This is a genomic window from Shewanella sp. K8, assembly GCF_028823715.1.
Taxonomy (GTDB): domain Bacteria; phylum Pseudomonadota; class Gammaproteobacteria; order Enterobacterales; family Shewanellaceae; genus Shewanella; species Shewanella algae.
Genome location: NZ_JAPEHY010000025.1, coordinates 29,053 through 52,913 on the forward strand (window position 1 = coordinate 29,053; position 23,861 = coordinate 52,913).

Here is a 23,861-nt window from a genome sequence, read left to right on the forward strand (position 1 = left end):
AATCACCTTGCTTAAGATTTAACCCTCAGCCGGCACCTTAAAGGTGCTCGGCAATCGCAGACTCACTGACGCCATAGAGCTGCGCCAGTCCCGATACCTGTAACTGCCCGGCCACTGCGCCTTGTCTCAGGCCATGACCGGGTTCCACCAGCGCCACACTGTCGGCCAACAGCTCGGCATGACGCGGATGGTGAGTCGACATCAATACTGCGATTCCCTGCTGTTTGAGTCGTTTAACCTGAGCCAGCAACTTGATTTGATTGCCGAAATCCAGGCTGGCGGCCGGTTCGTCCATCACCAGCAATCTTGGAGATTGCAGCAAGGCCCTGGCAATCAACACCAGCTGGCGCTCGCCGCCGCTTATCTGATCCATGGCGCAATCGGCCAGGTGAGCTATATCCAGTTGTTTCAAGACCGCCAGCGCCCGTTTCTGCTCATTCGCGCCGGGCACGGCAAACAGTCCCAGCCGCGACTGGCAGCCCATGAGCACCATTTCCAACACCCGAAAGGAAAAACGGCTCAACTGTGCCTGTGGCACATAGGCCATCTGTTGTGCCAGCTCGCGCTGCGACCATTGATGAATTTGCCTGCCGGCTATCTTTATCTCACCGGCAAGCGGCACCAGCAAGCCAAGCAATGTTTTCAATAAGCTGGTCTTGCCGCTGCCATTACAGCCGAGCAAACAGACGATTTCAGCTTCCGGTAAGCAAAGCTCTACATTAGCCAACAAAGGCTTACCGGCATAGCCCACTGTGACACCTTGCATGCTGGCTATCATTGACCCCGGCCTCCACCCCTCAGCAGCAAAAACATAAAGAAGGGCGCGCCTATGCAGGCGGTCAAAATCCCCAGCGGCAGCTCAATCGGCGCCAGAGTGCGGGCCAGGGTGTCGGTCAGCAGCAACATAAAGGCGCCCAGCAGCATGGACATGGGCAACAGCCTTCTGAAATCGGCGCCCACCAGCATACGAGCGATATGCGGCACCACCAGCCCGAGCCAACCTATAATGCCGGCGATGGATACCGCCGCCGCAGTCAGCAGTGTGGCCGCCAGAATAAATATCAGCCGGGTTTTCGCTATGTTGAGCCCTAGGCTGCGGGCCTCATCGTCGGCCAGGCTTAACAGATTCATACGCCAGCGCAGCAGCATTAACGGCACCAATCCCAGTATCATGGGCAGCAGGCTGGACTTGAGATCTTCCAGAGTGATATCCGACAACCCGCCCATCAGCCAGAAAGTAATGGAAGGCAGCTGACTGTAGGGATCGGCCAACAATTTCATCAATGAAATACCGGCGCCGCACAAGGCGCCAATAGCTATGCCCACCAGAACCAAAGACAACACAGGATCGCCCTGACGACTGAGCCGCGCCAGCAGACAAACCAGAGCCACCACCAGCAAACCACCGAGAAAGGCAAACAGCTGGATGTTGTAAACCGATAAGTCCAGATAAATGCCCAATACGGCGCCCAGACCGGCGCCGGCAGAAACGCCCAGAATATCAGGTGATACCAGAGGGTTACGGAACATTCCCTGATAAGCGGCGCCGCTGGCGGCCAGACCGGCTCCTATCATAAGCGCCGCCAAAATTCTGGGCAGCCGCAAATGCCAAAAGACACTGATGCTCTTGCTGTCCAGAGCGGCCACATCGCCACCGATGGCATGCCAAAGCGCCTGCCCCTGCTGCGCCAGACTGAGAGGATACTGGCCACTGGCTGCGGCAAAACAGAGAATGCTGAGACAAATTCCGGTCGCCAGTGGGTATTTGATTCTGTCGTTCATTCGGGGCGCAGCAGATTGGCCGCCTGCTCCTCGCTAAGCTCACTGTGGTAAAAATCGCGGTAGAAATCCTTCACCAATGCTTGCTTGGCCTGCTCATCAGCGCCGGACAACAGCAACCTAAGGTAACTCATGCCGAGCAGCCGGTTTATTCCCGGCGGCGAGTCAATCCAACCAAAGGGCTTGTTCGGCACCCAATAGACCCGCTTGTTGCGTACAGCCGCCAGCGTGCCCCAGACAGGATCTTGGCGAATATGGCGGATAAAGGCGGGATCCTGGCTGATGATTAGCTCAGGCTCCCAGGCCATCAATTGCTCCAAAGATACTTTGGCCAAACCGCGATAGTCACCGGCCTTGGCGACATTCTTAAGCCCAAGTTGCTCTATGGCTTCGGTGTGAATGGAACCTGTGACCCCGGTTTCAAGACCCGTCGCACCGCGGCCGAAATAAAAAGAGATGGGCTCTTCCTGGCTAAGGCCAAACTCTCTGGCATCACTGAGTATTTCGGCCGTGCGCTTGGCAAGAAAATCTGCCCGTTCGTTAGCTCCCAGTACCTGCCCCAGTTTTCTCAATTGCGCCGGGGTGCCTGTGAGTGAACCATCGAGCAGCAGAAACGGCACGCCGCTGATGCGTTCCACCTTTTGCGCCATAGATAAGTAGTTTTGGCTGAGGTTGCCATAGTCGACGACAAGATCCGCATCCAGAGTCATCAGCTTTTCCAGCGAAAGACTGGCATTGCGGCCCACCAAACGGCCCAGCCTGGGCTTTTGCCACAGGCTTGGAGCAAAGCCATGCTGTTGTAACAAGGCCGGCTTGAGGTGGGCATAACCGAGCAGCTTTTCCGGACTCAAGGCCAACAACAGCAGGTCCGCCGGCCCTCCGGCACTGACCACCCGCTTGATATCTGCAGCAGGCGGCAGCGCCAATTGTCCGTTTGGATTCGGCTCAGTCCCATAGGCCGGCATAGGATTTGCCAGCGCGGGGAAACAAGCCAACAACCCAAGACTCAAGCCGGCCTTGATAACACTCCTTCTATCCAATCTTGTTTTTCCTCGCCGCCAATCGTTATATACAAAATTATATAACGCTGAAAATTACCTTTCTCCACCCACTTTGGCAATGGATGGAGATCACAATTAAAAGATTTGCAACAGCAATTGCTTAAAGGCGATCAGCGACTGGCAGGATAGCGTTACTCCCAAGGCGAAAATTTACACAATAAATTTTTGGCCGCTTGCTCACTCCTGTTCTAAATTTTAAGCAGCCAAAAACTTTTGTGCTGTGTCACATCGAATGGAATTGGATGCTGTTTCTCTCAGCCGTTTGACAGGGAGTCAACCTATGCGCTTTACCACCAAAATCAAGCTCATCAGTCTGCTTATCGTGCTGGTTCCTTTAGTGCTGGCAACGGCATTGGTCAGTTGACTCGCCAAAAATGAGCTCTATAATCAGGCCGAAGAAAGGCTGCTGGCTGTCAGAGAGATCAAAGAGCGCCAGCTCGATGCCATGTTTGCCAACTTCGGCAACAATCTGGATGCAATCGCGGCCGTGATCCAAAACAGTGAATCACTCAACAGTCTCAGCCAGTCCCGCCCCATGCTGGAAGCCCTCAACAAAGAGTTGGGCTTCTACGATATTTTCATCATCGAAGACTCAGGCTTGGTGAAAGACACTGTGACCCATGAAGCCGACTGGGGCAGTAACCTGCGAACCGGGCCTTATGCAGATTCAGGTCTCGGCCGCCTGTTCAGAAGCGCTATCAACAGCAACGGCGCAACTGTGATGGCCGATTTCAGCCCTTATGCCCCCTCGGGCAATGAAGCGGCAGCCTTTATCGGCAAGAGCATTCAATATCAGGGCCGCCCCTTGGTGGTTGCCGCCCAGCTCTCCATCGACAGGATCAATGGGGTGATGCAAATTCGCGAGGGTATGGGCCAAAGCGGTGAAACTTATCTGGTGGGCGCCGACAAGCGCATGCGCTCCGACTCCTTTCTCGACCCGGTCAATCGCACAGTCAAAGCCTCTTTTGCCGGTACAGTCAGGCAAAATGGCATAGATACCCAAGCGGTGGAACAAGCGCTCAAGGGGCAAAGCGGTGTCATGCAACTCAAGGATTACAAAGGCAATCCCGTGGTTTCATCCTATGCTCCCATAGATGCCTTCGGGGTTCGTTGGGCGCTCTTGGCTGAAATCGATCAGGCCGAAGTCGCAGCACCGGCGCTGCATATGGTTTATGTCGGTGCCATGGTGTGCCTCGGCGCCATAGTGCTGGCACTGCTGGCAGCCAAGCTGGTCAGCAACTTTGTACTGCGCCCCTTGGGAGGCGAGCCTGCCGACATGTGTCAGCTCACCTCAGTGATAGCATCCGGCGATCTCACCAGCACGCTGCAAGTAGCACAGAGCGACAGCCATCTAATGAGCTGGTTGGCCAGAATGCAGAGCAAGCTCAGGGAGATCATCGCCCAGCTCATAGGTATGGGACAGGAGCTGGAATCGGCAGCAGAGCAAAATTCAGCCGCCATCACCCAGGCCGATTGCAGCATTCAACTTCAGGCCAAGGAAACCGACATGCTGGCAACTGCGGTGGAAGAGATGAGCTATGCCGCCGCCGAAGTGGGCCAGAATACTGCCCACGCGGCCGATGAAGTGAACGCCTGTCAGGTCGCCAGTGAAACCTTGAGGCAAAACCTGGATCATACCCGCGCCAGTTTGGAAGTCACCCTCAACAACTTTGCCGAGATCCACAAAGAGGTTAACTCGTTGGAACAGGACAGCCAGAAAATCGGCACTGTGCTTGAAGTGATAGACAGCATTGCCGAGCAGACCAATCTGCTGGCGCTCAATGCTGCCATTGAGGCGGCCCGAGCCGGTGAACACGGTCGCGGTTTTGCCGTGGTTGCCGACGAGGTACGTCAGTTGGCGGTCAAGGTGCAGGAAGCCACCCAGGATATAGGCAATGTACTGCAAGGGATCCAGCGCCAATCCGGTTCTTTGGTCAGCCACAGTCAAACCTGCAGCGATGAAGCCGCCTCTACCGCCGAGAAAGCCGAAGGCATGCGTGAAGCGGTCGATGATATCAGTAACCGGCTGCAGACACTCAAGTCCTTGATGAGCCAAACGGCTACGGCAGCCGAGGAACAAACGACAGTATCGGCAACCTTGGCCAAAGGGATTTCCGGCCTCAGTGCCGCGGCCGAGGAAAACAGCACCGCCATCAGCCAAGTGGCCATAAGCACCCGCAGCTTGCTGGGACTGGCGAATCAGCTTGGTGTCACCACCGCTCAGTTCAAGGTCTGAGGCAATTCAATCCACAGTATCGAGCAGTAACCCAGGTTTCTGCTCGATACTGTGAAATAGCTGCTATCTCTCTAGCTAAGGAAAATGCGAAGAAAGTGCAAAATAAGCCCTTCTCTAAACCTGCCAATCTATTTCGGCTTGCTGCCACTGTTTCAGTTGCTGATTGATGGCCGAGAAATGGCCGCAGCCAAAGAAGCCACGATAGGCTGACAGAGGCGAAGGATGCGGGCCGCTTAAGATCTTGTGCTGCGGCGCCTTGATAAGCTTGCCTTTCTTAATGGCATGGCTGCCCCAGAGGACAAAAATAATCGGCTCTTCACGCTGATCCAGCAGTTGCAGCGCCCTGTCGGTGAAGGTTTCCCAGCCCGCCTTGGCATGGGAGTGCGCCTTGCCCTGCTCCACCGTCAGCACAGTGTTGAGCATCAAGACTCCTTGCTTGGCCCAGCTCAGCAGATTGCCATGATCCGGGATTGAGAATCCTGGGATGTCGGTCGCCAGTTCCTTATACATATTGACCAGCGAAGGTGGCGTCTTCACCCCGGGTTTAACCGAGAAACACAGGCCATGAGCCTGACCTGGGCCATGGTAAGGGTCCTGACCTATAAGTACCACTCTCACCTTGTCCAGTGGTGTCAGCTCAAAGGCGCTGAATACCTCGTCCTCAGGAGGAAAGATAGCCTTGCCGGCGGCGCGCTCCGCGGCAACAAACTCACTGAGTTGCTGGAAGTAAGGGGCCTGTTGTTCAGCGGCGATAAATGCCTGCCAGTCAGTGGGGAGCGCCATGGTGATAATCCTCTGTGTAAAAGAGGCCATAGCTTAAGAGTGCCGACTGCGGGATACAAGCGCCGAGTGTTGGCTCTGTGGCCTGGATTCAAAGGAACCTGAGTCGATTTTACAAGCCAACCTATTGAGGAGTAAGCCAAGATAACCCGCGGACACAGAATTGAGTGACAGCAACTGCAGCCACTGTTGAAGCGACTTTTTGCCCAAATGCCAGGATCTTGGCAAGCAAGCACGGGGATTCAGATCCCAATCGCCAATATTTTTCCTTGGCACAGCGCCTTTTTAGGTTAGAATCGGCCCTCAATCTTTGGCTTAGCAAGAGCGAATATAGTATGTCAGACGACAACAACCAAACCACCATATTCCAGTTAGCAGATCAGTTTATCGCCCTCGCCAATGAGCTGACCCAGCAAGAAGGCGACGTAGGTAAAGTCGGCACCGCCCTGAGATTTGCCGCCGCCCGCTTCAATGCTTTTGAAGCCGCTATCAAGTCTGCCGATCTGGGCGCCGAAAAAGCCAATGCTCTTGAGTGGTTTACTGCCGAATATCGCGACATGCTGGATGACAACCTGGAAGATCACATTGCTAACCCTCCAGTGGTCAACAGCGAAGAAGCTGCCGAACCGGCAGGCAACGCCGTGCAGCAATTCAAGATCTGAGTTTCCTGACAACTGCGGGGGCCTGTGTCCCCGCACTATTACACCATTTCGGCTTTCCCCTTCTCGGTCCCGTCAGCGCATCACCGTCTCTGTCCTTTCCTTTCTCCCGCGACACTTTCAAAATTTATTTGAATATCTGTCGATTACAGGCGTAAATAACAGCTGGGGTAACAGCAGGAAACAACTATCGGGAAGCACGTATGATACGAGCATTGCAGGACTTGAAAATATTCAGCGAAACCGCCAGACAGGGCAGCCTGTCGCGGGTGGCACAACTGCTTGATCTGACTCCTGCGGCTACCAGCGCCGCCATCAAGCGCCTCGAGGCCCAACTCAACACTGTACTCTTTGTTCGCTCTACCCGCAGCCTGCGTCTGACACAGGAAGGTGAAATCTTTCTGCAGCACTGCAATGAAGCTCTGAATATTCTCGACGATGGTTTTCAGGCGATTCAACAAGGGCAGAGCCTGCTCAAGGGCAAGTTGCAGTTGTCATTGCCATCGGATCTCGGTCGCAGCCGTTTGCTGCCGATATTGGATGAATTTATGGAACGCCACCCTCAGGTGAGTATCAGGGTGCAGATAAGCGATCGCCTGACGGATATCTACCGCCAACCCGTCGACATAGTGATCCGCTACGGGCTGCCGGCCGACTCGGCGCTTATCGCCCTGCCGCTTTGCCGTCAAAATGACAGGGTGTTGTGCGCCTCTCCCGACTATATTGCCAGGTTCGGTGCGCCGGGCAGCCCAGAGGAACTGGCAAAGCACAACTGCCTGTGCTTTATGCTGGCCGATGCGACTCACAGCAGGTGGCATTTTCAGTCACAGTCGGGCCAAATCACAGTACAAGTCAAAGGCGATAGAGTCGCCGATGATGGCGAGTTGGTGCGGCGCTGGGTCGTGGCAGGCAAAGGCATAGCCTACAAGTCGCGGCTCGATATCAGCGAAGAGCTGAGAAACGGTCAACTGCTGCAACTCTGCCCCGAGTGGCGCGGTGAAGAAGCGCCACTCAATATGCTCTGCGCCGACAGACGTCAGCTCAGTCCTTTGGTTATCGCCCTCAGGGAACATCTCGAGCAGGCATTGCAATCACAGCAGTGAATAGATCACCCGCCCGGCCAACAGGATAAGCACCAGGCCGCTGAGGCGGTCAATCAACTGCGCCTTTTCTCTCAGCTTGGGCAGAACCTTGGGTTGAGACAACAGGAAGGCTATCAGAGTGTACCAGAGTCCATCCACCAGCATGGGGGTCAAGACTATGATGCCTCGTCCCAGTAGACTATCGGCGGCGGCGACAAACTGGCTGAACAAGGCTAGGAAAAACAGCAAAATTTTGGGGTTAAACAACGAAATGGCAATGCCGTCCCGGGCAGCTGTCAACATGCTCGTCGGCTTGCCGGCACTGAGTTTTTGCTGCATGCTGCCCTTGGATTGCAGCGCCTGAACGCCTAGCCAGGCGAGATAGAGCGCCCCCAATATGGCGATGCCGTTAAACAGCAAAGGGGTGTGTTTCAGCACCACAGCCAAACCCAGCAGAGTGATAAAGGCGTAAACACCTATCCCCAAAGAATGCGCCCAGGCGCAGGTAATGCCCCGACTGCGCCCGCCTCCCAAGGTGTGACGCACCACCATGGCCAGGCTAGGCCCAGGTGACATGGCCCCCAGACACGAGATAGCCACCAGTCCCAACCAATCACTCCAATTCATTGTTCCCCCCTCAATGAAACACACCATTTTGCCCTGTCTTGTGCGAACAATTAGCCGCGAATAACAGACGCCATCCACAACAGGTTGGTCAATATACTCTATGATGCCAGCGCTTTCGAGCCGCCAATTTTCAATTAGTTTTAAGGCTTGCTCACTATACTGAGCGCCTATATAGCTCCCTAACCCCATTGAGGCCCGGATGATACTTACTCTCAGCATACTGGCTCTACTCAGCCTGATAGCGGTGATTGTGCTGCTGTTAATCAAAAAGCGTCGCGGCGCCAAGATCCCCATGGCGGTGCTCCTGATACTGGGGGGAATGGCTTTTTGTGTCGCCGCCGTGGTCAGTTTTGTGTATCGAGGTGAAGATTACGAGGCTTACCGGGAACTGCGCTGGCGGCCCCTAGACAGTCAATCAATCCCGGCCTTGGTGGCCGAAGGCAAGACTGTCTTTGTCGATGTAACGGCCGATTGGTGCCTTGTGTGTCAGGCCAACAAGGCCAATGTGCTCCATAGGGAGCAGATAGTCAGGGCGCTGGCCGAGCCCAATATAGTGCTGATGCGCGGCGACCTCAGCACGCCCAATCCGGCTGTGGAAAGTTACCTGAGATCCCAAGGCGTTGTGGGAACCCCCTACAACCGCGTCCATGGCCCGGCTGTCCCCGAGGGGATCATGATGCCCAGTGTCCTGACGGTCAACGATCTGCTCAAGGTACTGGCTCATGTTCAAGCCAGCCAGTAAGGCACGATATATCGTGCATCTGTACTGACAAGCCCGGTAAGCGGCTCTATACTGGCGCAGTCATCAGTGCCGAAGGAGCCGCCCTTGTCTGACTCAAACAGCTTTTTGCCCGAAAACCGCCTCTTGCTCAATGCCGTCAGTGAAGGCATTTATGGTTTTGATCTTAAAGGTAATGCCGTCTTTATCAACCCGGCCGCCGAGAAGATGACCGGCTGGAGCGCCGCCGAGCTATTGGGGCGCAAGATCCACGACTTTCACCACCACAGCCACGCCGATGGCAGTGTCTACCCCCACGAAGATTGCCCAATCTATCAGACGCTTAAAGATGGTAAAGCCAGAGAAATCACCACAGAGGTCTTCTGGCGCAAGGACGGCAGCTGCTTTCCCGTACACTATAGTTCTACCCCTGTGTGGCAGGACGGTAAGCTCAAGGGTGTAGTAGCGATATTTCGCGACATTAGTCTGCAAAAGCAAACCGAGTTGTCGCTGCGTCAGGCGCTGGAACAGGTGCAGGCGCTGTCGGAACAGCTGGCCTCGGAAAACTCCTGGCTGCAGGCCGAGCTGGAAGACAAGACGGGCACCCAGGAGATTGCCGGTAACAGCCCGATGATCCAAACCCTGCTCAAACAGTTGCGCCTGGTGGCTAATACCGACAGTACCGTGTTGATCCAGGGGGAAAACGGCACAGGCAAGGAGCTGGTCGCCCGCAAGTTGCACCGACTCAGCAGCCGCAAAGACAAGCCGATGATCTCGGTCAACTGCGCCGCCTTCTCTGCCGGACTCTTGGAGAGCGAACTATTCGGCCATGAGAAAGGCGCCTTTACCGGCGCCAGCCAGCGGCGCAAGGGACGCTTCGAACTGGCCCATAGAGGCACCCTGTTCCTCGATGAAGTGGCCGAACTCAGCCTCGAGGCCCAGTCCAAGCTGCTGCGGGTCATTCAGGAGCAGGAGTTTGAACGCGTCGGCGGCAGCGACAGTATCAAGGTGGATATTCGACTGATCGCCGCCACTCATCACGATCTGCAGCAGCGGGTGGAGCAAGGGCTGTTCCGGATGGATCTCTTCTACCGACTCAATGTCTTTCCGCTCAAGGTCCCGGCACTGAGACAGCGGCGGGAAGATATCCCTGAGCTGGTGCAACAACTGCTAAAGAGTCTGTCATTGAAACTGGGTAAACCCCTGGCGGGCGTTGATGGCGATAGTCTGCGGCGGATGATGCAGTATCAATGGCCGGGAAATGTCCGTGAATTGCAAAACCTGCTGGAGCGCGAAGCCATCCTTGCCCGCGAGCCGATACTGCATCTCGCTCCCTTGCCCAGCGATACGCCGCTGCCAACTGTGGGTCAGACTCTGGCCGAAGTGGAAACGGCTCATATCAAGGCGACACTGGACGCCTGCCACTGGCGAATATCCGGCCCACGCGGTGCGGCCAGCAGTCTGGGGCTGCCACCCAGTACCTTGAGATCGCGGATGCAGAAGCTGGGGATCCGCCGCCAGGACAGTTGAAGCCACAACAGGGGATTCAAGGCAGAAAAAGTCACGACATATCGCCAACTCACGTTATGTCGTGAGTTAATCCCCCTGTACCCAAACAAACATTAGATATAAATCAATAAGTTAATCCTGTATTGGAACTGGCACGCCTCTTGCCATTGCCTAGCCGTGTGTCAGTCGTCATTCAGGAAGTAGCATGGTTCAACAGGCAAGACAGTCATCGGAAGCGATTCCGGTCACTTTTATCCCCTCCCCCCAAGACAAGAAAAGCAGCCACAAAGGCGGCAAAATCCACTTTCGTAGCCAACGCGGTTATTTTCAACGTTGGCGCAGCGGCCTCAACGCCCTGTTGATAGCCCTGTTTCTGTTACTGCCCTTTATCGACTGGCAGGGACGACAGGCCATTTGGTTCGATCTGGCCAATCAACAGTTTTACTTTTTTGGCAGCAGCCTCTGGCCCCAGGATTTTACCCTGTTGGCTTGGTTCTTTATCGCCGCCGCCTTTGCACTGTTTTTTGTGACCCTGTTTTGGGGCCGGGTCTGGTGTGGTTATCTCTGCCCGCAAACCGCCTGGACGTTCGGCTTTGCCTGGGTAGAAGAGAAGCTGGAAGGCAGCCGTAACCAGAGGATCAAGCTGGATGCCTCGCCCATGACGGTCAGTAAGGCCGGCAAGCGCGGCGGCAAACATCTGCTGTGGATTTTAATGTCTCTGATCACCGGTTGTGGCTTTATCGCCTACTTTGTACCGGCCAAGCAGCTGTATCCGGAGATTTTTACCTTCTCCGCCGGTTTTTGGGATAGCGCCTGGGTGTACTTTTTTGCCCTGTGTACCTATCTCAATGCCGGTTGGATGCGTGAGCAGATGTGCCTGCACTGCTGCCCCTACGCCAGATTCCAATCAGCCATGTTCGATTCCTTCACCAAGACAGTGACCTATGATGCCCAGCGAGGTGAAAGCCGTGGCCCAAGAAAGCGCAAGCAAGCCACAGAGCTTGGCGACTGTGTCGACTGTAATCTCTGCGTCGAGGTGTGTCCCACCGGGATAGATATTCGTAACGGCCTGCAATATGAGTGCATCAACTGTGGCGCCTGCGTCGATGCCTGCGATCAGACCATGAGCAAGTTTGGTTATCGCCCCGGGCTCATCTCCTATACCAGTGAAGAGTCACTGACCGGGCAAACTCCGCCACTATGGCAGCGCAAACGCTTTATTGGCTATGGCGCCGCCTTGCTGGTCATACTCTGCACCATGGGGCTGGATATCTACTCGCGGGATCCCATCACGCTCAACGTGATCCGCGACCGCCAGAGCCTGTACCGGGAAACCCTGGATGACGGCATAGAAAACAGCTATCTGCTGAAAATACGCAATAAGACCCAGCAGGATAAGCACTACCAGATAGAGATCAGCGGCGCCCTGCCCTATAAGTTGTCGACCAATAGCGTTCACATCGCCGCCGGCGAGCAGTATGAATTGCCGCTGACCCTGACTGTGCCTGTGGCGCAAATCGACAACAACCGCAGCAATCTGCTGTTTAAAGTGACCGAGGCCGATGCACCAGATAATAGCGTCAGCCAGAAGTCGGTATTTTTTGCCCCTTGAGTTGCCTCAGGGCGGCGAAGTGTTTCACCCTGCTTCGCCGCCCGCTTTTTAGCCTTTGCTCTGCTGGGCAATCAGCCCCTGCAGTATGCTTTTCACCTTGCTCTGCTGGTAATCTCCCAGCAGAGAACCATCTTCGGTAAAGGCTTCGTGAGCCTTGGCAAGCGCCAACTGCTCGGGCAATACCAACGCCCCCAGGTTGAACATCAGCTCGCGGACCGGGGTCAAGCCTCTGAGCCCTCCGAGTGCTCCCGGGCTTGCCGCCATCAGAGCCACCCATTTACCGGCAAACACATTGCCCGCGGGTTGAGTTGCCGGGCGGGACAGCCAGTCGATGGCATTTTTCAAGACCGCAGTTATGGAGCCATTGTACTCGGGGCACACCAGCACCAGACAATCGCTCTGCAACAGCTTTCCCTTGAGTGCCACGGCAGCTTCGGGGGCGCCAAATTCGGCCTCGTCATCCTGATTGAGCAGGGGCATGGGAAACGCATTCAGTGCCAGCACCTCAGACTCCAGCCCCAGCTCGGCGGCCACGGCGGCGGCATAATGGGCTAGACGGGTGTTAAACGAGCCTTTTCTCAAGCTACCGGAAATAAACTTTATCCGCAGTTGCTGCATGTTTTTATCCTTAATTACAGTCGATTAACCCATTTATTGAACAGGATTTTTCATTCGCCACCATTGCCTTGGCCGCGCTTTGCCTCTAACCTGAATCCAGATCGTTGCAAAACTTTTTGGCGCAGCATTCAGCACAGCGCAGAAAGTCTCGGGGGAGACAGGGGCCAGAGTTAATATCAGGGCTAAATAAGCGTTCAAAACCAAATAACAATAACAAATCCCAAAGGAAAAGGTGATGACAAGAGTGATACAGAATCAGGTATACGATAGCCAGACTCAGTTGGATTTTTCCCGCTATGACTCTCTTGCAGATATGATAGTCAGTAGTTGTGAGCGTTACGGCGACAAGAGCGCCTTTGCCTGCCTCGGCAAGGCCATCAGCTTCCGGGAACTGGAGAGGGACTCACGCGCCTTTGCCGCTTTCCTGCAACACAACACCCAGTTGCAAGTCGGCGATCGCATCGCCATCCAGCTACCCAATATCAGCCAGTTCGTTATTGCTGCCTATGGCGCGATTCGCGCAGGCCTGGTGCTGGTGAATACCAACCCCCTGTATACCGAGCGGGAATTGATCCATCAGTTCAAGGACTCCGGCGCCAAGGCGCTGGTAGTGCTGTCGGATCTCTTGCCCATTCTGGCCAAAGTCGTTGCCAGTACCCCGATTGAAACTGTGATTTCCACCCACCCGCTGGATCTTATCGAGCCGCAAATTCAGCCTAGAACCGGCCTGAAAAATATCGAATTCACCAAGGTCCTTGAGCTGGGACGTCAGCTGGAATTCAACGAAGTAAAGCTGACTCTGGACGATTTGGTGGCGCTGCAATACACGGGCGGTACCACAGGCCTTTCCAAGGGGGCCATGCTCAGCCACAGAAACCTGATTGCCAACGCCCTGCAATGTGAATCCCGTATCGGCGCCAACCTGGTACAGGGGGAAGAGATCTTCGTCGCCCCGCTGCCCATCTACCATATTTACGCCTTTTTGGTGAATCTGGTGCTTTACTTCGAGCGCGGCGCTCTGACGGTACTTATTCCCAACCCGAGGGACATAGCCTCGCTGATCAAGACCTTAGCCAAATATCCCTTTACCGGATTTGCCGGGCTCAACACCCTTTTTGTCGGTCTGTGCCACCAGCAAGCCTTCCGTGAACTGGACTTCTCCCATCTGAAGATCACTATTTCAGGCGGTACCGCCCTCACCGAAGCGGCGGCCAAACTCTGGCAACAAACCACTGGCTGCACCATATCTGAAGGCTATGGCCTGAGTGAAACCTCGCCGGTTATCTCCCTCAACGCGCCAGGACTGGAACGTCTGGGCAGCATAGGCAAACCGGTTATTGAGACTCAAGTGCAAATTCTCGATGGCAATGACCAGCCGCTGCCACCGGGTCAAGCCGGTGAACTGGCGGTGCGCGGCCCTCAGGTGATGAGTGGTTACTGGCAAAAGCCCGATGAAACTGCGGCTGTGATGACAGAGGATGGCTTCTTCAAGACAGGAGATATCGCCATTGAGAGTGAAGATGGCTATCACAGCATAGTGGATCGCAAGAAAGATCTGATTATCGTTTCCGGCTTCAATGTTTACCCCAACGAAGTCGAAAACGTGCTGGCCCGCTGTGAGTTGGTACTTGAATGCGCGGTTATCGGTGTTGAAGATGAGCGCAGCGGTGAAGCCGTCAAGGCGGTAATAGTGCTCAAACCTGAGGTCGATGCCACCAAGGCTCAAGCAGCCATAGAGGCACACTGCCGAGCGGAGCTCGCGGCCTACAAGGTGCCCAAGGTGATAGAGTTTGTCGCCCAACTGCCCAAGAGCACGGTCGGCAAGATACTCAGGCGTGAACTGCGTAAATAAGTCAGATAAAAATGCCGCTGTTAAGCGGCATTTTTATTGTCAAAGCTTTTTACTTTCAGCGCCCTACTGACGAAAGAAGTCAAGCAGATGACTGAGGGCACAGATGGCGTGCACTATCAAAAAGCCAATAAAACCGTGGGCCAGATGTTTGTGCCAGCCTCGCCAGAACAGCGCATCACTGGAGCCTTGGGTCAAATACCAGAGCAGGCCGGTCAGGGCCACACCCAGCAGCAGTAGCATCCCCAGCCCTTCTATCAGGCTGAACAGCCCCTTGCCGCCGGCGACCGGTAACTTGCCTTTGAACAAGCCGCCGATATCGGCGCCTATCTGACGCCAATCACCGATAAACAGGCTGAAATACTGGCGCCAGCGGCCCGAGGTGCAGTTGCTCACAAGAAATGTCAGCGACAAAGGTACGCACAGGAGCCCGAGATAAACATGGCTCAGATCCCAGAAGCCGGCGCCGGCCCTGATGCTGCGGATCATCATCAGACTGCCACTGCCCAGCACCAGAAACAGGCACAAGAGGATTAACAACAAGTGTTGATGGGCACTATAGAAGCGCCAAAGACGTTGCAACAGAGCCATTTCAGCCTCGCTTTAACCCGCCCTGGAGATCAGAGTTTGCGCCGCCAATTGCTCGGCAAATTCCTGCACCTTGCCCCAATCTGTGTATTCGATGCAGGTATTGGGATCGGTCGGTCCCTTGGTGATCCACATGATGAAACGTATGATGTTTCTGTCCATGGCCCCGTAGCCCTGATAGTCCAGATTACCGCCGAACACAGCCAGTTGCTTGGGCTTCCATTCAGTCTTGGCAAGAAACGCCTGCATGTAAGGGTTGGTTTCAGGGGTATTTTTTTCCGGCTTGCGCGCCACCAGACTCACGGAAAAGAAACCATTGGCCTTGCTTTCCAACTGCTGCTGATGTTGGCGGATATAGTCGAACACGGCGGGATTGTGTTTGCCGTGACGAATACTGGCTCCAATGGCAACCCGATCAAAATCGGCCAGATCCGGCGCATCATCAATCGCCGCCATGGTCACTTGCTGCCCCAGAGCGCCAAGTTGCTTTGCCATAACGTCACAGATCTTGCGGGTCTGACCATGCACGCTGGAATACAGCAGAAGAGTCTTGCTCACCTTAACCCCTAGTAGTTCAATCTCTTAGTACTGGTGTCATCTTAGGTGATCCATTAGCTTATTTACATGAAACAGATCACGGCCAAAGGGCGAAACGCTGTCCAAGCCGCGGAAATACCGGGTAGTTCACAAAAAATAACCGCTGTGGGACCCTTTGAGTAACCGCCCCTCAAGAAGCCTCTATGGCAGTGGAACCCTGGCGCTACAGTGGCTTTACAGGCGGATTATATTTTTCAACAAAGTTTTCTGGTTATCTCCAGGTTCAGGTATTAGCATAAGCTGATACTCCCCAGCCATGTTCGAAACAAGATGCAGCAACCAACACGCAATCCCCAGGCCTTGCTACTGTGGATGACCTTTGTCATGTCCTTGGTATTCGCCGTCTGGCAGGCCCTGCTGAACAACTTTGTTATTGAAAGAGCACAATTTACCGGCGCCGAAATAGGCATGCTGCAAAGCCTCAGGGAGGTTCCCGGGTTTCTGGCTTTTAGCGCCATTTTTGTGCTGCTATTGATCAAAGAACAGGCCTTCGCCCTGTTGTCGCTGGCGCTGCTGTGTATCGGGGTGGGCATTACCGGTTTCTTTCCCCAGGTATTGGGGCTCTATCTGACGACCATTTTAATGTCGGTCGGCTTTCACTACTTTGAAACCATCAATCAATCCCTGACCCTGCAATGGGTCGACAAGTCCCAGACAGCCGGTTTTATGGGAAAGGCCATGTCATGGCGCGCCGCGGCCGCCCTGGGAGGTTACGGCAGCATATGGTTGGTGATGACAGTATTCAAGCTGGACTATGTCTGGATGTACAGCCTCATAGGCGCCTTGGGGCTTTTGATGGTGATCACTCTCTACTGCTATTTCCCCAGGTTCGATACCGGCGAAGTTCAGCACAAGAAAATCATCCTCAGAAAACGCTACTGGCTCTATTACCTACTGACCTTTTTCTCGGGAGCCAGACGGCAAATCTTCATGGTGTTCGCCGGCTTTATGATGGTGGAGAAGTTCGGTTACAGCGTCAGTGAGATCACGGCTCTGTTTCTGATCAACTATGTAGTCAATCTGCTGTTTGCCCCGGCCATAGGTCGCTTTATCGGCCGCATAGGAGAAAGGCACGCCCTGACCCTGGAATATATCGGTCTGGTGCTGCTGTTTATCAGCTATGCCCTGGTGGAGGACGGCCACATGGCAGCGGCGCTCTATGTGATAGACCATCTGCTGTTTGCCATGGCGATTGCCATCAAGACCTATTTCCAAAAAATTGCCGATCCCAAAGACATTGCCGCCACCATGTCGGTCAGTTTTACCATCAATCATATCGCGGCCGTGGTGATCCCGGTATTGCTCGGAGTGCTCTGGCTCAGTTCACCGGCGGCAGTGTTTTATATCGGTGCCGGACTCGCCGCCTGTTCGCTGTTGCTGGCACGCCTGGTGCCCAAGGACCCGGCCCCCGGACGCGAACTCAGTTGGCACAAGGCCCTCGTTACAGAAACCCAACAGCAGGAAGCCGGCTGAATTACTGGACAACTAACTGAAAATTATGCATAAAGAAGCACAGTTTTCGCGAGAAGATAATCAAGATGGCAGAGGAAAAACTCCCCAGAGAAATAGAGGAACCCGGTCAGGCATCGGCCCGCAAGAAGGCACTGCGCCTCGGGCGCCTGCTGGGACTCGCCTCTGAGCAGGACTATAAACCCGCCAATGCCAGCGTCGCCGAACGGGCGGCCTTTCGCATCGACAAACAACAAGCCCAGTACCAACGCAACCTGGAAAACATCTACGCCATGGCACTGAGCTATACCCCGTCCGATGTGACCGGGGTGGAGCTGGATCCCGACTGGGTACATCAATTCTTCCAAATGGCCGAGCAGATCCACAATCGCAAGATGCAAGATCTATGGGCTCGGATACTCTCAAGTGAAATCATCAATCCAGGCAATTTCAGCCTGCGTACCCTGGCAACCCTGAAACAGTTGACCTTGAGAGAGGCACACATACTGGAAAAAGCGCTGGGAATGGCGGTCAAGGTCAACAATGAGAGCCGACTCAAGCTTATCAGTGGTTACAGAGTCAGCGGCGGCATAGGCCAGTATTTTCGTAAACACAGCGCGGTCAACCTGGGGTTGTCGCAATTCGGCATGCCCTACTCAAGCATACTCACCCTGGTGGACGGCGGCATACTGCACAGGGGCGAGTTCGAGACCGGCATATTGGACAGCAAGAGCTCGCTGCAACTGCAGATCCAACAGCAACACCTGAAGCTGACCCCAAAATCAGGCCACCTGCTGTTCAGCTACTACCGCTTTACCCCAGTGGGCGATGAACTGGCACTGTTGGTGCGTCCAAGGGAAGACGAAGCCTATATCAATGCGCTGAAGGCCTTGTTTACCAAAGACTTCAGCATCAGTTAGGCATCAACTGAGCCTCAGGCGCTGGCCTGTAATCGCGTCGACGGGATCACTTCCAAGGCAGAAAGGTAATCCAGCAATGCCTGCACCTGGGTATTGAGATCGCCCTTGCTGGTATCTATGGTCAACTCGGCAGCCAGCGGCTCTTCGTAGGGCGCCGAAATTCCGGTAAAGTCACGGATTTCCCCCTTACGCGCCTTCTGATACAAGCCCTTGGGATCGCGGGCCTCACACACAGCCAGTGGCGTGGAAACATGCACTTCGATAAAACGCCCCGCGGCAAACCGGCAGCGAATGGCATCACGCTCGGCCCGGGTCGGCGAGATAAAGGCCGACAGTACCAGCAAACCGGCATCCACCATCAGGTGCGCCACTTCGCCCACTCTTCGCAGGTTTTCATCCCTATCGGCGGCGCTGAAGCCGAGATCTTTGCAAAGACCATGACGCACATTGTCGCCATCGAGCAGATAGGTATGAAACCCCGCCTCGAACAGTGCCCGCTCCAGGGCGCCTGCCAGGGTCGACTTGCCGGCGCCGGACAGCCCGGTGAACCAGAGCAGCACAGGTTGTTGGCCCTTCTGGGCTGCCCTGGCCGCCTGATCGACAGCATGCTGATGCCAAACGATATCGGCATTGGGCTGGGTAGAATTCTTCATCGTCATTCCTTAAAGACCCGCATCAAAGGGGAACAGCATGGGCACCAGAAACAGAACTATCGCCGAGTAAAGCAGCGACAGCGGCAGCCCCAAGCGCACAAAATCAATAAAGCGGTAATTACCGGCGTTGAACACCATCAGATTGGTTTGGTAGCCATAGGGCGAAATAAAGCTGGCGCTGGCACCAAACACCACTGCCAGAATAAAGGGCCGACTGTCGACCCCGAAGCTGGTCGCAATCGCATAGGCCACGGGAAAAGCCAAGGCCGCCGCCGCGTTATTGGTTATGAGTTCGGTCAACAGCAAGGTCAACAAATAAACCCCGACAAAGGCGCCAAAGACCCCAAAGCCGGAAAAGGCGCCGAGCAGAGTATCGGCCATCCCTTTGGCCAAGCCGGTATCCAACATCAGATTGGCCAGACTCAGGGCGCTGCCGACAATCAACACCAGCTCCAGCGGGAACCGCCGTTTGAGCTCGCCCAGGGTCACCGCACCTATCGCCAGATAACTGAGCAGCAAGAGCACCAGCCCCTTGGCCAGCGGCAGCCAGCCCAGCAGACTGGCAGCTATGGTGAGCACAAAGCCCGCCAGCACCCACTGACTGCGGCGACTGTCCAGCCTGACACTCAAGTCCAGGCCGCTGACCGCGGCAAAGTCGGTACTGAGACGCGGATTACGGCCAAAGCCATCACCCGGGGTCAACAGCAACACATCTCCGGCCTGCAGCACTATGTCGCCCAAGCCGCCCTTGAGTGGATGATGGCCGCGGCGAATCGCCATTACGGCGGCATCAAACTGCTCCCGAAATCGCGAGGCCTTGAGCGAAGAGCCCACCAAAGCCGAAGACGGCGCCAGCACGGCTTCCACCAGATTCTGGCCCCTGGCCTGCTGCTTGCCGAACCACTCCAAACCATCGAATTGATGCAACAACTCCACCGACTCCACCGCGCCGCTGAAGCGCAGCACATCCCCCGCGGCCAGCACGAGTTGCGGCGGCACAGGGCAGATGCGAATGCCGCTGCGCTCGAGCTCAGCCAGATAGAGCTTTTTCAGGGCTCTGAGTCTGTTGTCCTGCACGCTGCGGCCCACCAGGGTCGAGCCGGGCAGCACTTTGGCTTCCAACAGATAGGGCAGACTTTCATCACCATGTTGCTCATCGCCATCGGGCAACAAGTGTGACAGCAACACCAAAAGCGCGATACCGGCCACCACCACGGCCAGGCCAATCAAGGAAAACTCAAAAAAGCCCAGGGGTTTCAGCCCGGCGTTTTCAACAAAGGAGTTCACTATCAGGTTGGTCGAGGTGCCAATCAGGGTCAGGGTGCCGCCCAAAATCGCCGCGTAGGATAAGGGCAGCAATAACTTGGCCGGTGCATGCTGCTGATTGCGACGCACCACGCCAATCAGCGAGGCCACCACTGCAGTATTGTTGGTGAAAGACGACAGCAACGCAGTGGAAAACCCCAGCTTGGCCATGGTCAGCCCCAAGGAGCCTGAGCCTATGACCTGGCTGAGCCTACCGAGCAAGGGCGTCTTCTCCAGTGCCGTGGTTGCCAGCACCAGAAGCACCAGAGTCACCAGACTGGCGTTGGTAAAACTGCCCAGCAGCGACTCAAGCTCCAGCATACCCAAGAGGTAACTGAGCAGCGCCGCTATGGTAAACAGCATGGCCGGTGATGCCAGACCACTGACGAGTCCGGCCACCAGCGCGAGCAGTATTAACCCCAGGATCCAGGTTTCAGACAATTCAGTCTCCCCGAGCGCGGATATCCAGCGCCTGCCAATGGGGGAAATGCTTGCGGATCAAGGCATTGAGTTCCAATTCAAACTCACTGAAATGGGTCGTTTTTTCAGTTTCCTCAAGCGCCTGCTGCACCATACCGGCACCGACAGTGACATTGCTGATGCGATCGATAAAGATAAAACCGCCGGTATCGCGATTGTCACTATAGGCATCGAACACCACGGCCTCACTCAGCTCCAGCTCAACCAGGGCTATGGTGTTGAGGCTCAGCTCGGCAACACTGTCCTGTGCCAGGGTATTCACATCTATGCTGTGCAGTATGCGGCTGACACTGGCGGGCACCTTTTTGGTTCCCAGCTTGATGTTGTACTGCTTGCCGGGTGTCAGCGGCTGCTCGTGCATCCACACCACCTTGGCCAGCAGTCGGTTGGAAACGCCCACAGGGCTCGCCGCCGGCACTATCACATCGCCGCGGCTGATATCTATCTCATCACTCAGGGTCAGGGTCAATGCCTGGCCGGCATAGCCCTGCTTGAGCTCACCATCGAAGGTAACAATCGAGGCGATAGTCGACTCTTTCCCCGAAGGCAGCACCTTGACCCTCTGGCCAACTTGCAGACTGCCGGAGGCCAAAGTACCGGCAAAACCGCGGAAGTCCAGGTTGGGACGGCTGACATACTGCACCGGGAAGCGGGCATCAAAGGCGTGGTTAAAGCCGGTCACAGGCGCACTCTCCAGCATGGCAAGCAGGGTTTCGCCCTGATACCAAGGGGTGCGCGCCGAGCGGTTCACCAGGTTGTCGCCATCGAGTGCCGACAGCGGTACAAAGCGGATATCGTCCAGCTGTAACTGGCCGGCAAACGCCAGATAGTCGGCCTTGATCGCCTCGAAACGCTCCTCACTGAAATCCAGCAGATCCATCTTGTTGACGGCCACGATGAACTGCTTGATCCCCAAGAGAGAGCAGATAAAGCTGTGCCTGCGGGTCTGGGTCTGCACCCCGTAGCGACCGTCGATCAGAATAATCGCCAGATCGCAGTTGGAAGCGCCGGTCGCCATATTGCGGGTGTACTGCTCATGCCCGGGAGTGTCGGCAATGATGAACTTGCGCTTCTCGGTAGAGAAATAACGATAGGCCACATCTATGGTGATCCCCTGCTCGCGCTCGGCCTGCAGGCCATCCACCAGCAAAGCCAGATCCACGGCTTCGCCCGTGGTGCCATGGCTCTTGGAATCCTTGTGCAGTGCCGCCAGTTGATCTTCATAGATCTGGGCGCTGTCGTGCAGCAAACGGCCTATCAGGGTTGACTTGCCGTCATCCACGGAACCACAGGTCAGAAACTTCAAAAGCGATTTATGCTGCTGATTTTTAAGATATTGCTCTATACCCTGCTCATTGACTTGTTGTGCAACCGACATTAGAAATACCCCTCACGCTTTTTCTTTTCCATCGACCCGGACGAATCCCTGTCGATGACCCGTCCCTGACGCTCACTGGAGCGGGACAGCAACATCTCTTCGATAATCTCTGCCAGTGTCGCGGCACTGGACTCTATGGCGCCGGTCAAGGGATAACACCCCAGAGTGCGAAAACGCACCCGGCGATACTCGGGCACTTCGCCTTCATTGAGCGGCATCCGCTCGTCATCGACCATGATCAGGCTGCCATCGCGCTTCACCACAGGGCGCTGCTCGGCAAAATAGAGCGGCACTATGTCGATGTTTTCCTGATAGATGTATTGCCAAATATCCAACTCGGTCCAGTTGGAGAGCGGGAAGACCCTGATGCTCTCCCCCTTGTTGACCTGACCGTTATAGGTATGCCACAGCTCGGGGCGCTGGTTCTTGGGATCCCAGCGGTGATGGCGATCGCGAAAGGAATAGACACGCTCCTTGGCGCGGGACTTCTCCTCGTCGCGGCGGGCGCCGCCAAAGGCGGCATCGAAACCGTATTTATCCAGGGCCTGTTTCAGGCCTTCGGTCTTCATCACGTCTGTGTGCTTGGCCGAGCCAAAGGTAAAGGGATTCATGCCCATCGCCAGGCCTTGCGGGTTCTTGTGCACCAGAAGCTCGAAGCCGTACTTCTTGGCCGCCTGATCACGAAAACGTATCATCTCGCGAAACTTCCAGTCGGTATCCACATGCAGCAAGGGGAATGGGATCTTGCCCGGATAGAAGGCCTTGCGCGCCAGATGCAACAGCACGGAAGAATCCTTGCCGATGGAGTACAACATCACCGGGTTGTCGAATTCGGCGGCAACTTCGCGAAAGATCTGGATGCTCTCGGCTTCCAACTGTTCAAGGTGACTCAACACTGGCCCTGACATCTTATTTCTCCAATTGATTCAAAGTGCTGTAGCAGCATCATGTTGTAGTTGCAGGTCATTATTTGCCGCCTCGGGTTCAAACCAGCTGAGGCTGTCTGCCAGAGCGACGACTTCGCCTATGATCATCAGCGCCGGCATCACTACCCGCGGGTCCTGAGCCAGGGTTTGCAACTGCTCCAGAGTGCCGATAACAAGCTGCTGCTGTCTGGTCGTGGCCTTGGATACTATGGCCACCGGCGTCTGCGGGCTGCGACCATGGGCAATCAGTTGTTGCTGAATGAGCCCGGCATTGAGGATCCCCATGTACACCACCAGGGTGTTGGCCGGGTTGGCATAGCCTTGCCAATCCATGGGGCGGTTTTGCAGCTGGCAATGACCGGTAATAAAGCTGACCCCTTGGGCAAAATCCCTGTGGGTCAAGGGAATACCCGCATAGGCGGCGGTACCGCTGGCGGCCGTGATGCCCGGCACCACTTCGAAGGCGACGCCGGCCTGTGCCAGAGTCTGCAACTCCTCGCCGCCGCGACCGAAGATAAAGGGATCGCCCCCTTTGAGCCTGACCACGGTTTGGCGGGTAAAAGCCTTGGTCAGCAACAAACGGTTGATTTCACTCTGAGAAGCACTGTGCTCACCGGCCCGTTTGCCCACGGCGATGCGCTCGGCACCTTCGGGGATCAGCGCCAGGATCTCGGGACTGACCAAGGCATCGAACAGCACCACATCGGCGCGCTGCAGCAGGTGCCAAGCCTTGACGGTCAATAGCTCAGGATCGCCGGGACCGGCTCCAAGCAGATAAACTTTGCCCTTGGCCCGCTTGCCGGGCAGTGTCAGTAATTCCATGCGCTATTCCCCATCTTGCTGATGTAAGCAATATAGCGGCTAGTTATATTCCACTATAAATAGAGAATCATTAGTTGTTATTACTTTTAGATATATAGACAAGAATCGCGGTAACAAGAAAGCGCCCGGAGACTGAGAAATCTGTTAATAAAAAACATTACTTTTTATTTTCAATAGATTACAAAATCAAAGCGGAAGTGGATTGCTGAAATT

21 protein-coding genes and 1 pseudogene are annotated in these 23,861 nt (G+C 55.3%); 9 read left to right on the forward strand and 13 right to left on the reverse strand.

Annotation, left to right across the window (positions count from 1 at the left end; all coding sequences use genetic code 11):
- Nucleotides 1–37 precede the first annotated feature (37 nt).
- Genes ON072_RS14070 through ON072_RS14080 form a run of 3 tightly spaced genes read right to left on the reverse strand, consistent with a single transcriptional unit; the run spans nt 38 to nt 2,819 of the window.
- Entirely contained in the window at nt 38–778 is a 741-nt protein-coding gene (locus tag ON072_RS14070) for an ABC transporter ATP-binding protein (RefSeq protein ID WP_037436757.1), read from the reverse strand.
- Nucleotides 775–1,782 carry a FecCD family ABC transporter permease gene (locus tag ON072_RS14075; protein ID WP_144379924.1) on the reverse strand — a complete coding sequence of 336 codons (1,008 nt, stop codon included), beginning with the start codon at nt 1,780–1,782 and terminating at the stop codon, nt 775–777. Before ON072_RS14075 ends, ON072_RS14070 begins: the two co-directional genes overlap by 4 nt.
- Entirely contained in the window at nt 1,779–2,819 is a 1,041-nt protein-coding gene (locus ON072_RS14080; protein ID WP_144379923.1) for an ABC transporter substrate-binding protein, read from the reverse strand. The genes ON072_RS14075 and ON072_RS14080 overlap by 4 nt, the downstream gene beginning before the upstream one ends.
- 301 nt (nt 2,820–3,120) lie before the next feature.
- Here ON072_RS14080 and ON072_RS21125 point away from each other — a divergent pair.
- Nucleotides 3,121–5,076 (forward strand): annotated as a pseudogene (locus ON072_RS21125) (methyl-accepting chemotaxis protein).
- Between the two features lie 114 nt (nt 5,077–5,190).
- On the opposite strand, the gene ung reads toward ON072_RS21125, so the two are convergent.
- Nucleotides 5,191–5,859: a uracil-DNA glycosylase gene (ung, locus tag ON072_RS14100; protein WP_025009991.1), complete on the reverse strand. Its 669-nt coding sequence runs from the start codon at nt 5,857–5,859 to the stop codon at nt 5,191–5,193.
- A 332-nt stretch (nt 5,860–6,191) separates the two neighbouring features.
- Here ung and ON072_RS14105 point away from each other — a divergent pair, with 332 nt between their 5' ends.
- Complete coding sequence (locus tag ON072_RS14105; RefSeq protein WP_025009990.1) at nt 6,192–6,518, forward strand: DUF3144 domain-containing protein; 327 nt, start codon at nt 6,192–6,194, stop codon at nt 6,516–6,518.
- Nucleotides 6,519–6,718: 200 nt separating this feature from the next.
- Nucleotides 6,719–7,618 (forward strand): LysR family transcriptional regulator, encoded by a 900-nt coding sequence (locus ON072_RS14110; RefSeq protein WP_243888456.1) that lies wholly within the window; start codon nt 6,719–6,721, stop codon nt 7,616–7,618.
- On the opposite strand, the gene ON072_RS14115 is transcribed toward ON072_RS14110, so the two are convergent.
- Entirely contained in the window at nt 7,607–8,224 is a 618-nt protein-coding gene (locus ON072_RS14115) for a LysE family translocator (protein ID WP_144379922.1), read from the reverse strand. The two genes, ON072_RS14110 and ON072_RS14115, sit on opposite strands and share 12 nt — an antisense overlap.
- A gap of 199 nt (nt 8,225–8,423) precedes the next feature.
- On the opposite strand from ON072_RS14115, the gene ON072_RS14120 reads away from it, so the two are divergent.
- The 3 genes from ON072_RS14120 (at nt 8,424) to ccoG (ending at nt 12,063) form a co-directional block, all read left to right on the forward strand.
- Complete coding sequence (locus ON072_RS14120; RefSeq protein ID WP_144379921.1) at nt 8,424–8,966, forward strand: thioredoxin family protein; 543 nt, start codon at nt 8,424–8,426, stop codon at nt 8,964–8,966.
- Nucleotides 8,967–9,017: 51 nt separating this feature from the next.
- Nucleotides 9,018–10,472 (forward strand): sigma-54 interaction domain-containing protein, encoded by a 1,455-nt coding sequence (locus ON072_RS14125; RefSeq protein WP_446741084.1) that lies wholly within the window; start codon nt 9,018–9,020, stop codon nt 10,470–10,472.
- A gap of 184 nt (nt 10,473–10,656) precedes the next feature.
- Nucleotides 10,657–12,063 carry a cytochrome c oxidase accessory protein CcoG gene (gene ccoG / locus ON072_RS14130; protein ID WP_071238589.1) on the forward strand — a complete coding sequence of 469 codons (1,407 nt, stop codon included), beginning with the start codon at nt 10,657–10,659 and terminating at the stop codon, nt 12,061–12,063.
- A 48-nt stretch (nt 12,064–12,111) separates the two neighbouring features.
- Here ccoG and ON072_RS14135 read toward each other — a convergent pair whose 3' ends face one another.
- A complete protein-coding gene (locus ON072_RS14135) occupies nt 12,112–12,681 on the reverse strand; it encodes an NADPH-dependent FMN reductase (protein WP_107006100.1) in 570 nt (189 codons plus the stop codon).
- A gap of 235 nt (nt 12,682–12,916) precedes the next feature.
- On the opposite strand from ON072_RS14135, the gene ON072_RS14140 reads away from it, so the two are divergent.
- Nucleotides 12,917–14,533, forward strand: a complete 1,617-nt coding sequence (locus ON072_RS14140) for an AMP-binding protein (RefSeq protein WP_096142370.1) — start codon at nt 12,917–12,919, stop codon at nt 14,531–14,533.
- A 63-nt stretch (nt 14,534–14,596) separates the two neighbouring features.
- Here the strand turns inward: ON072_RS14140 and ON072_RS14145 are convergent, their stop codons facing one another.
- Nucleotides 14,597–15,121 (reverse strand): cytochrome b/b6 domain-containing protein, encoded by a 525-nt coding sequence (locus ON072_RS14145; RefSeq protein ID WP_045283083.1) that lies wholly within the window; start codon nt 15,119–15,121, stop codon nt 14,597–14,599.
- A gap of 12 nt (nt 15,122–15,133) precedes the next feature.
- Nucleotides 15,134–15,676, reverse strand: coding sequence for a menaquinone-dependent protoporphyrinogen IX dehydrogenase (gene hemG, locus ON072_RS14150; protein WP_025009982.1), 543 nt, complete (start codon nt 15,674–15,676; stop codon nt 15,134–15,136).
- 309 nt (nt 15,677–15,985) lie between these two features.
- Between hemG and ON072_RS14155 the strand changes: the two genes are divergently transcribed.
- Both ON072_RS14155 and ON072_RS14160 read left to right on the forward strand, forming a co-directional pair.
- The gene (locus tag ON072_RS14155; protein WP_025009981.1) at nt 15,986–17,188 is read left to right on the forward strand and encodes an MFS transporter; all 1,203 of its coding nucleotides are present in this window, start codon (nt 15,986–15,988) and stop codon (nt 17,186–17,188) included.
- 65 nt (nt 17,189–17,253) lie between these two features.
- The gene (locus ON072_RS14160; RefSeq protein ID WP_037436752.1) at nt 17,254–18,084 is read left to right on the forward strand and encodes a TIGR03899 family protein; all 831 of its coding nucleotides are present in this window, start codon (nt 17,254–17,256) and stop codon (nt 18,082–18,084) included.
- Between the two features lie 14 nt (nt 18,085–18,098).
- Here ON072_RS14160 and cysC read toward each other — a convergent pair whose 3' ends face one another.
- The 5 genes from cysC to cobA are packed head-to-tail and all read right to left on the reverse strand — an operon-like array spanning nt 18,099 to nt 23,648.
- The gene (gene cysC, locus ON072_RS14165; RefSeq protein ID WP_025009979.1) at nt 18,099–18,737 is read right to left on the reverse strand and encodes an adenylyl-sulfate kinase; all 639 of its coding nucleotides are present in this window, start codon (nt 18,735–18,737) and stop codon (nt 18,099–18,101) included.
- Between the two features lie 9 nt (nt 18,738–18,746).
- Nucleotides 18,747–20,483: an SLC13 family permease gene (locus ON072_RS14170; protein ID WP_025009978.1), complete on the reverse strand. Its 1,737-nt coding sequence runs from the start codon at nt 20,481–20,483 to the stop codon at nt 18,747–18,749.
- Nucleotide 20,484: 1 nt separating this feature from the next.
- A complete protein-coding gene (cysN, locus tag ON072_RS14175; protein WP_261752923.1) occupies nt 20,485–21,900 on the reverse strand; it encodes a sulfate adenylyltransferase subunit CysN in 1,416 nt (471 codons plus the stop codon).
- Nucleotides 21,900–22,808 (reverse strand): sulfate adenylyltransferase subunit CysD, encoded by a 909-nt coding sequence (cysD, locus tag ON072_RS14180; protein ID WP_208170630.1) that lies wholly within the window; start codon nt 22,806–22,808, stop codon nt 21,900–21,902. Before cysD ends, cysN begins: the two co-directional genes overlap by 1 nt.
- 18 nt (nt 22,809–22,826) lie before the next feature.
- On the reverse strand, nt 22,827–23,648 hold the full coding sequence (cobA, locus tag ON072_RS14185) for a uroporphyrinogen-III C-methyltransferase (RefSeq protein WP_025009975.1): 822 nt from the start codon (nt 23,646–23,648) through the stop codon (nt 22,827–22,829).
- Nucleotides 23,649–23,861: the final 213 nt, after the last annotated feature.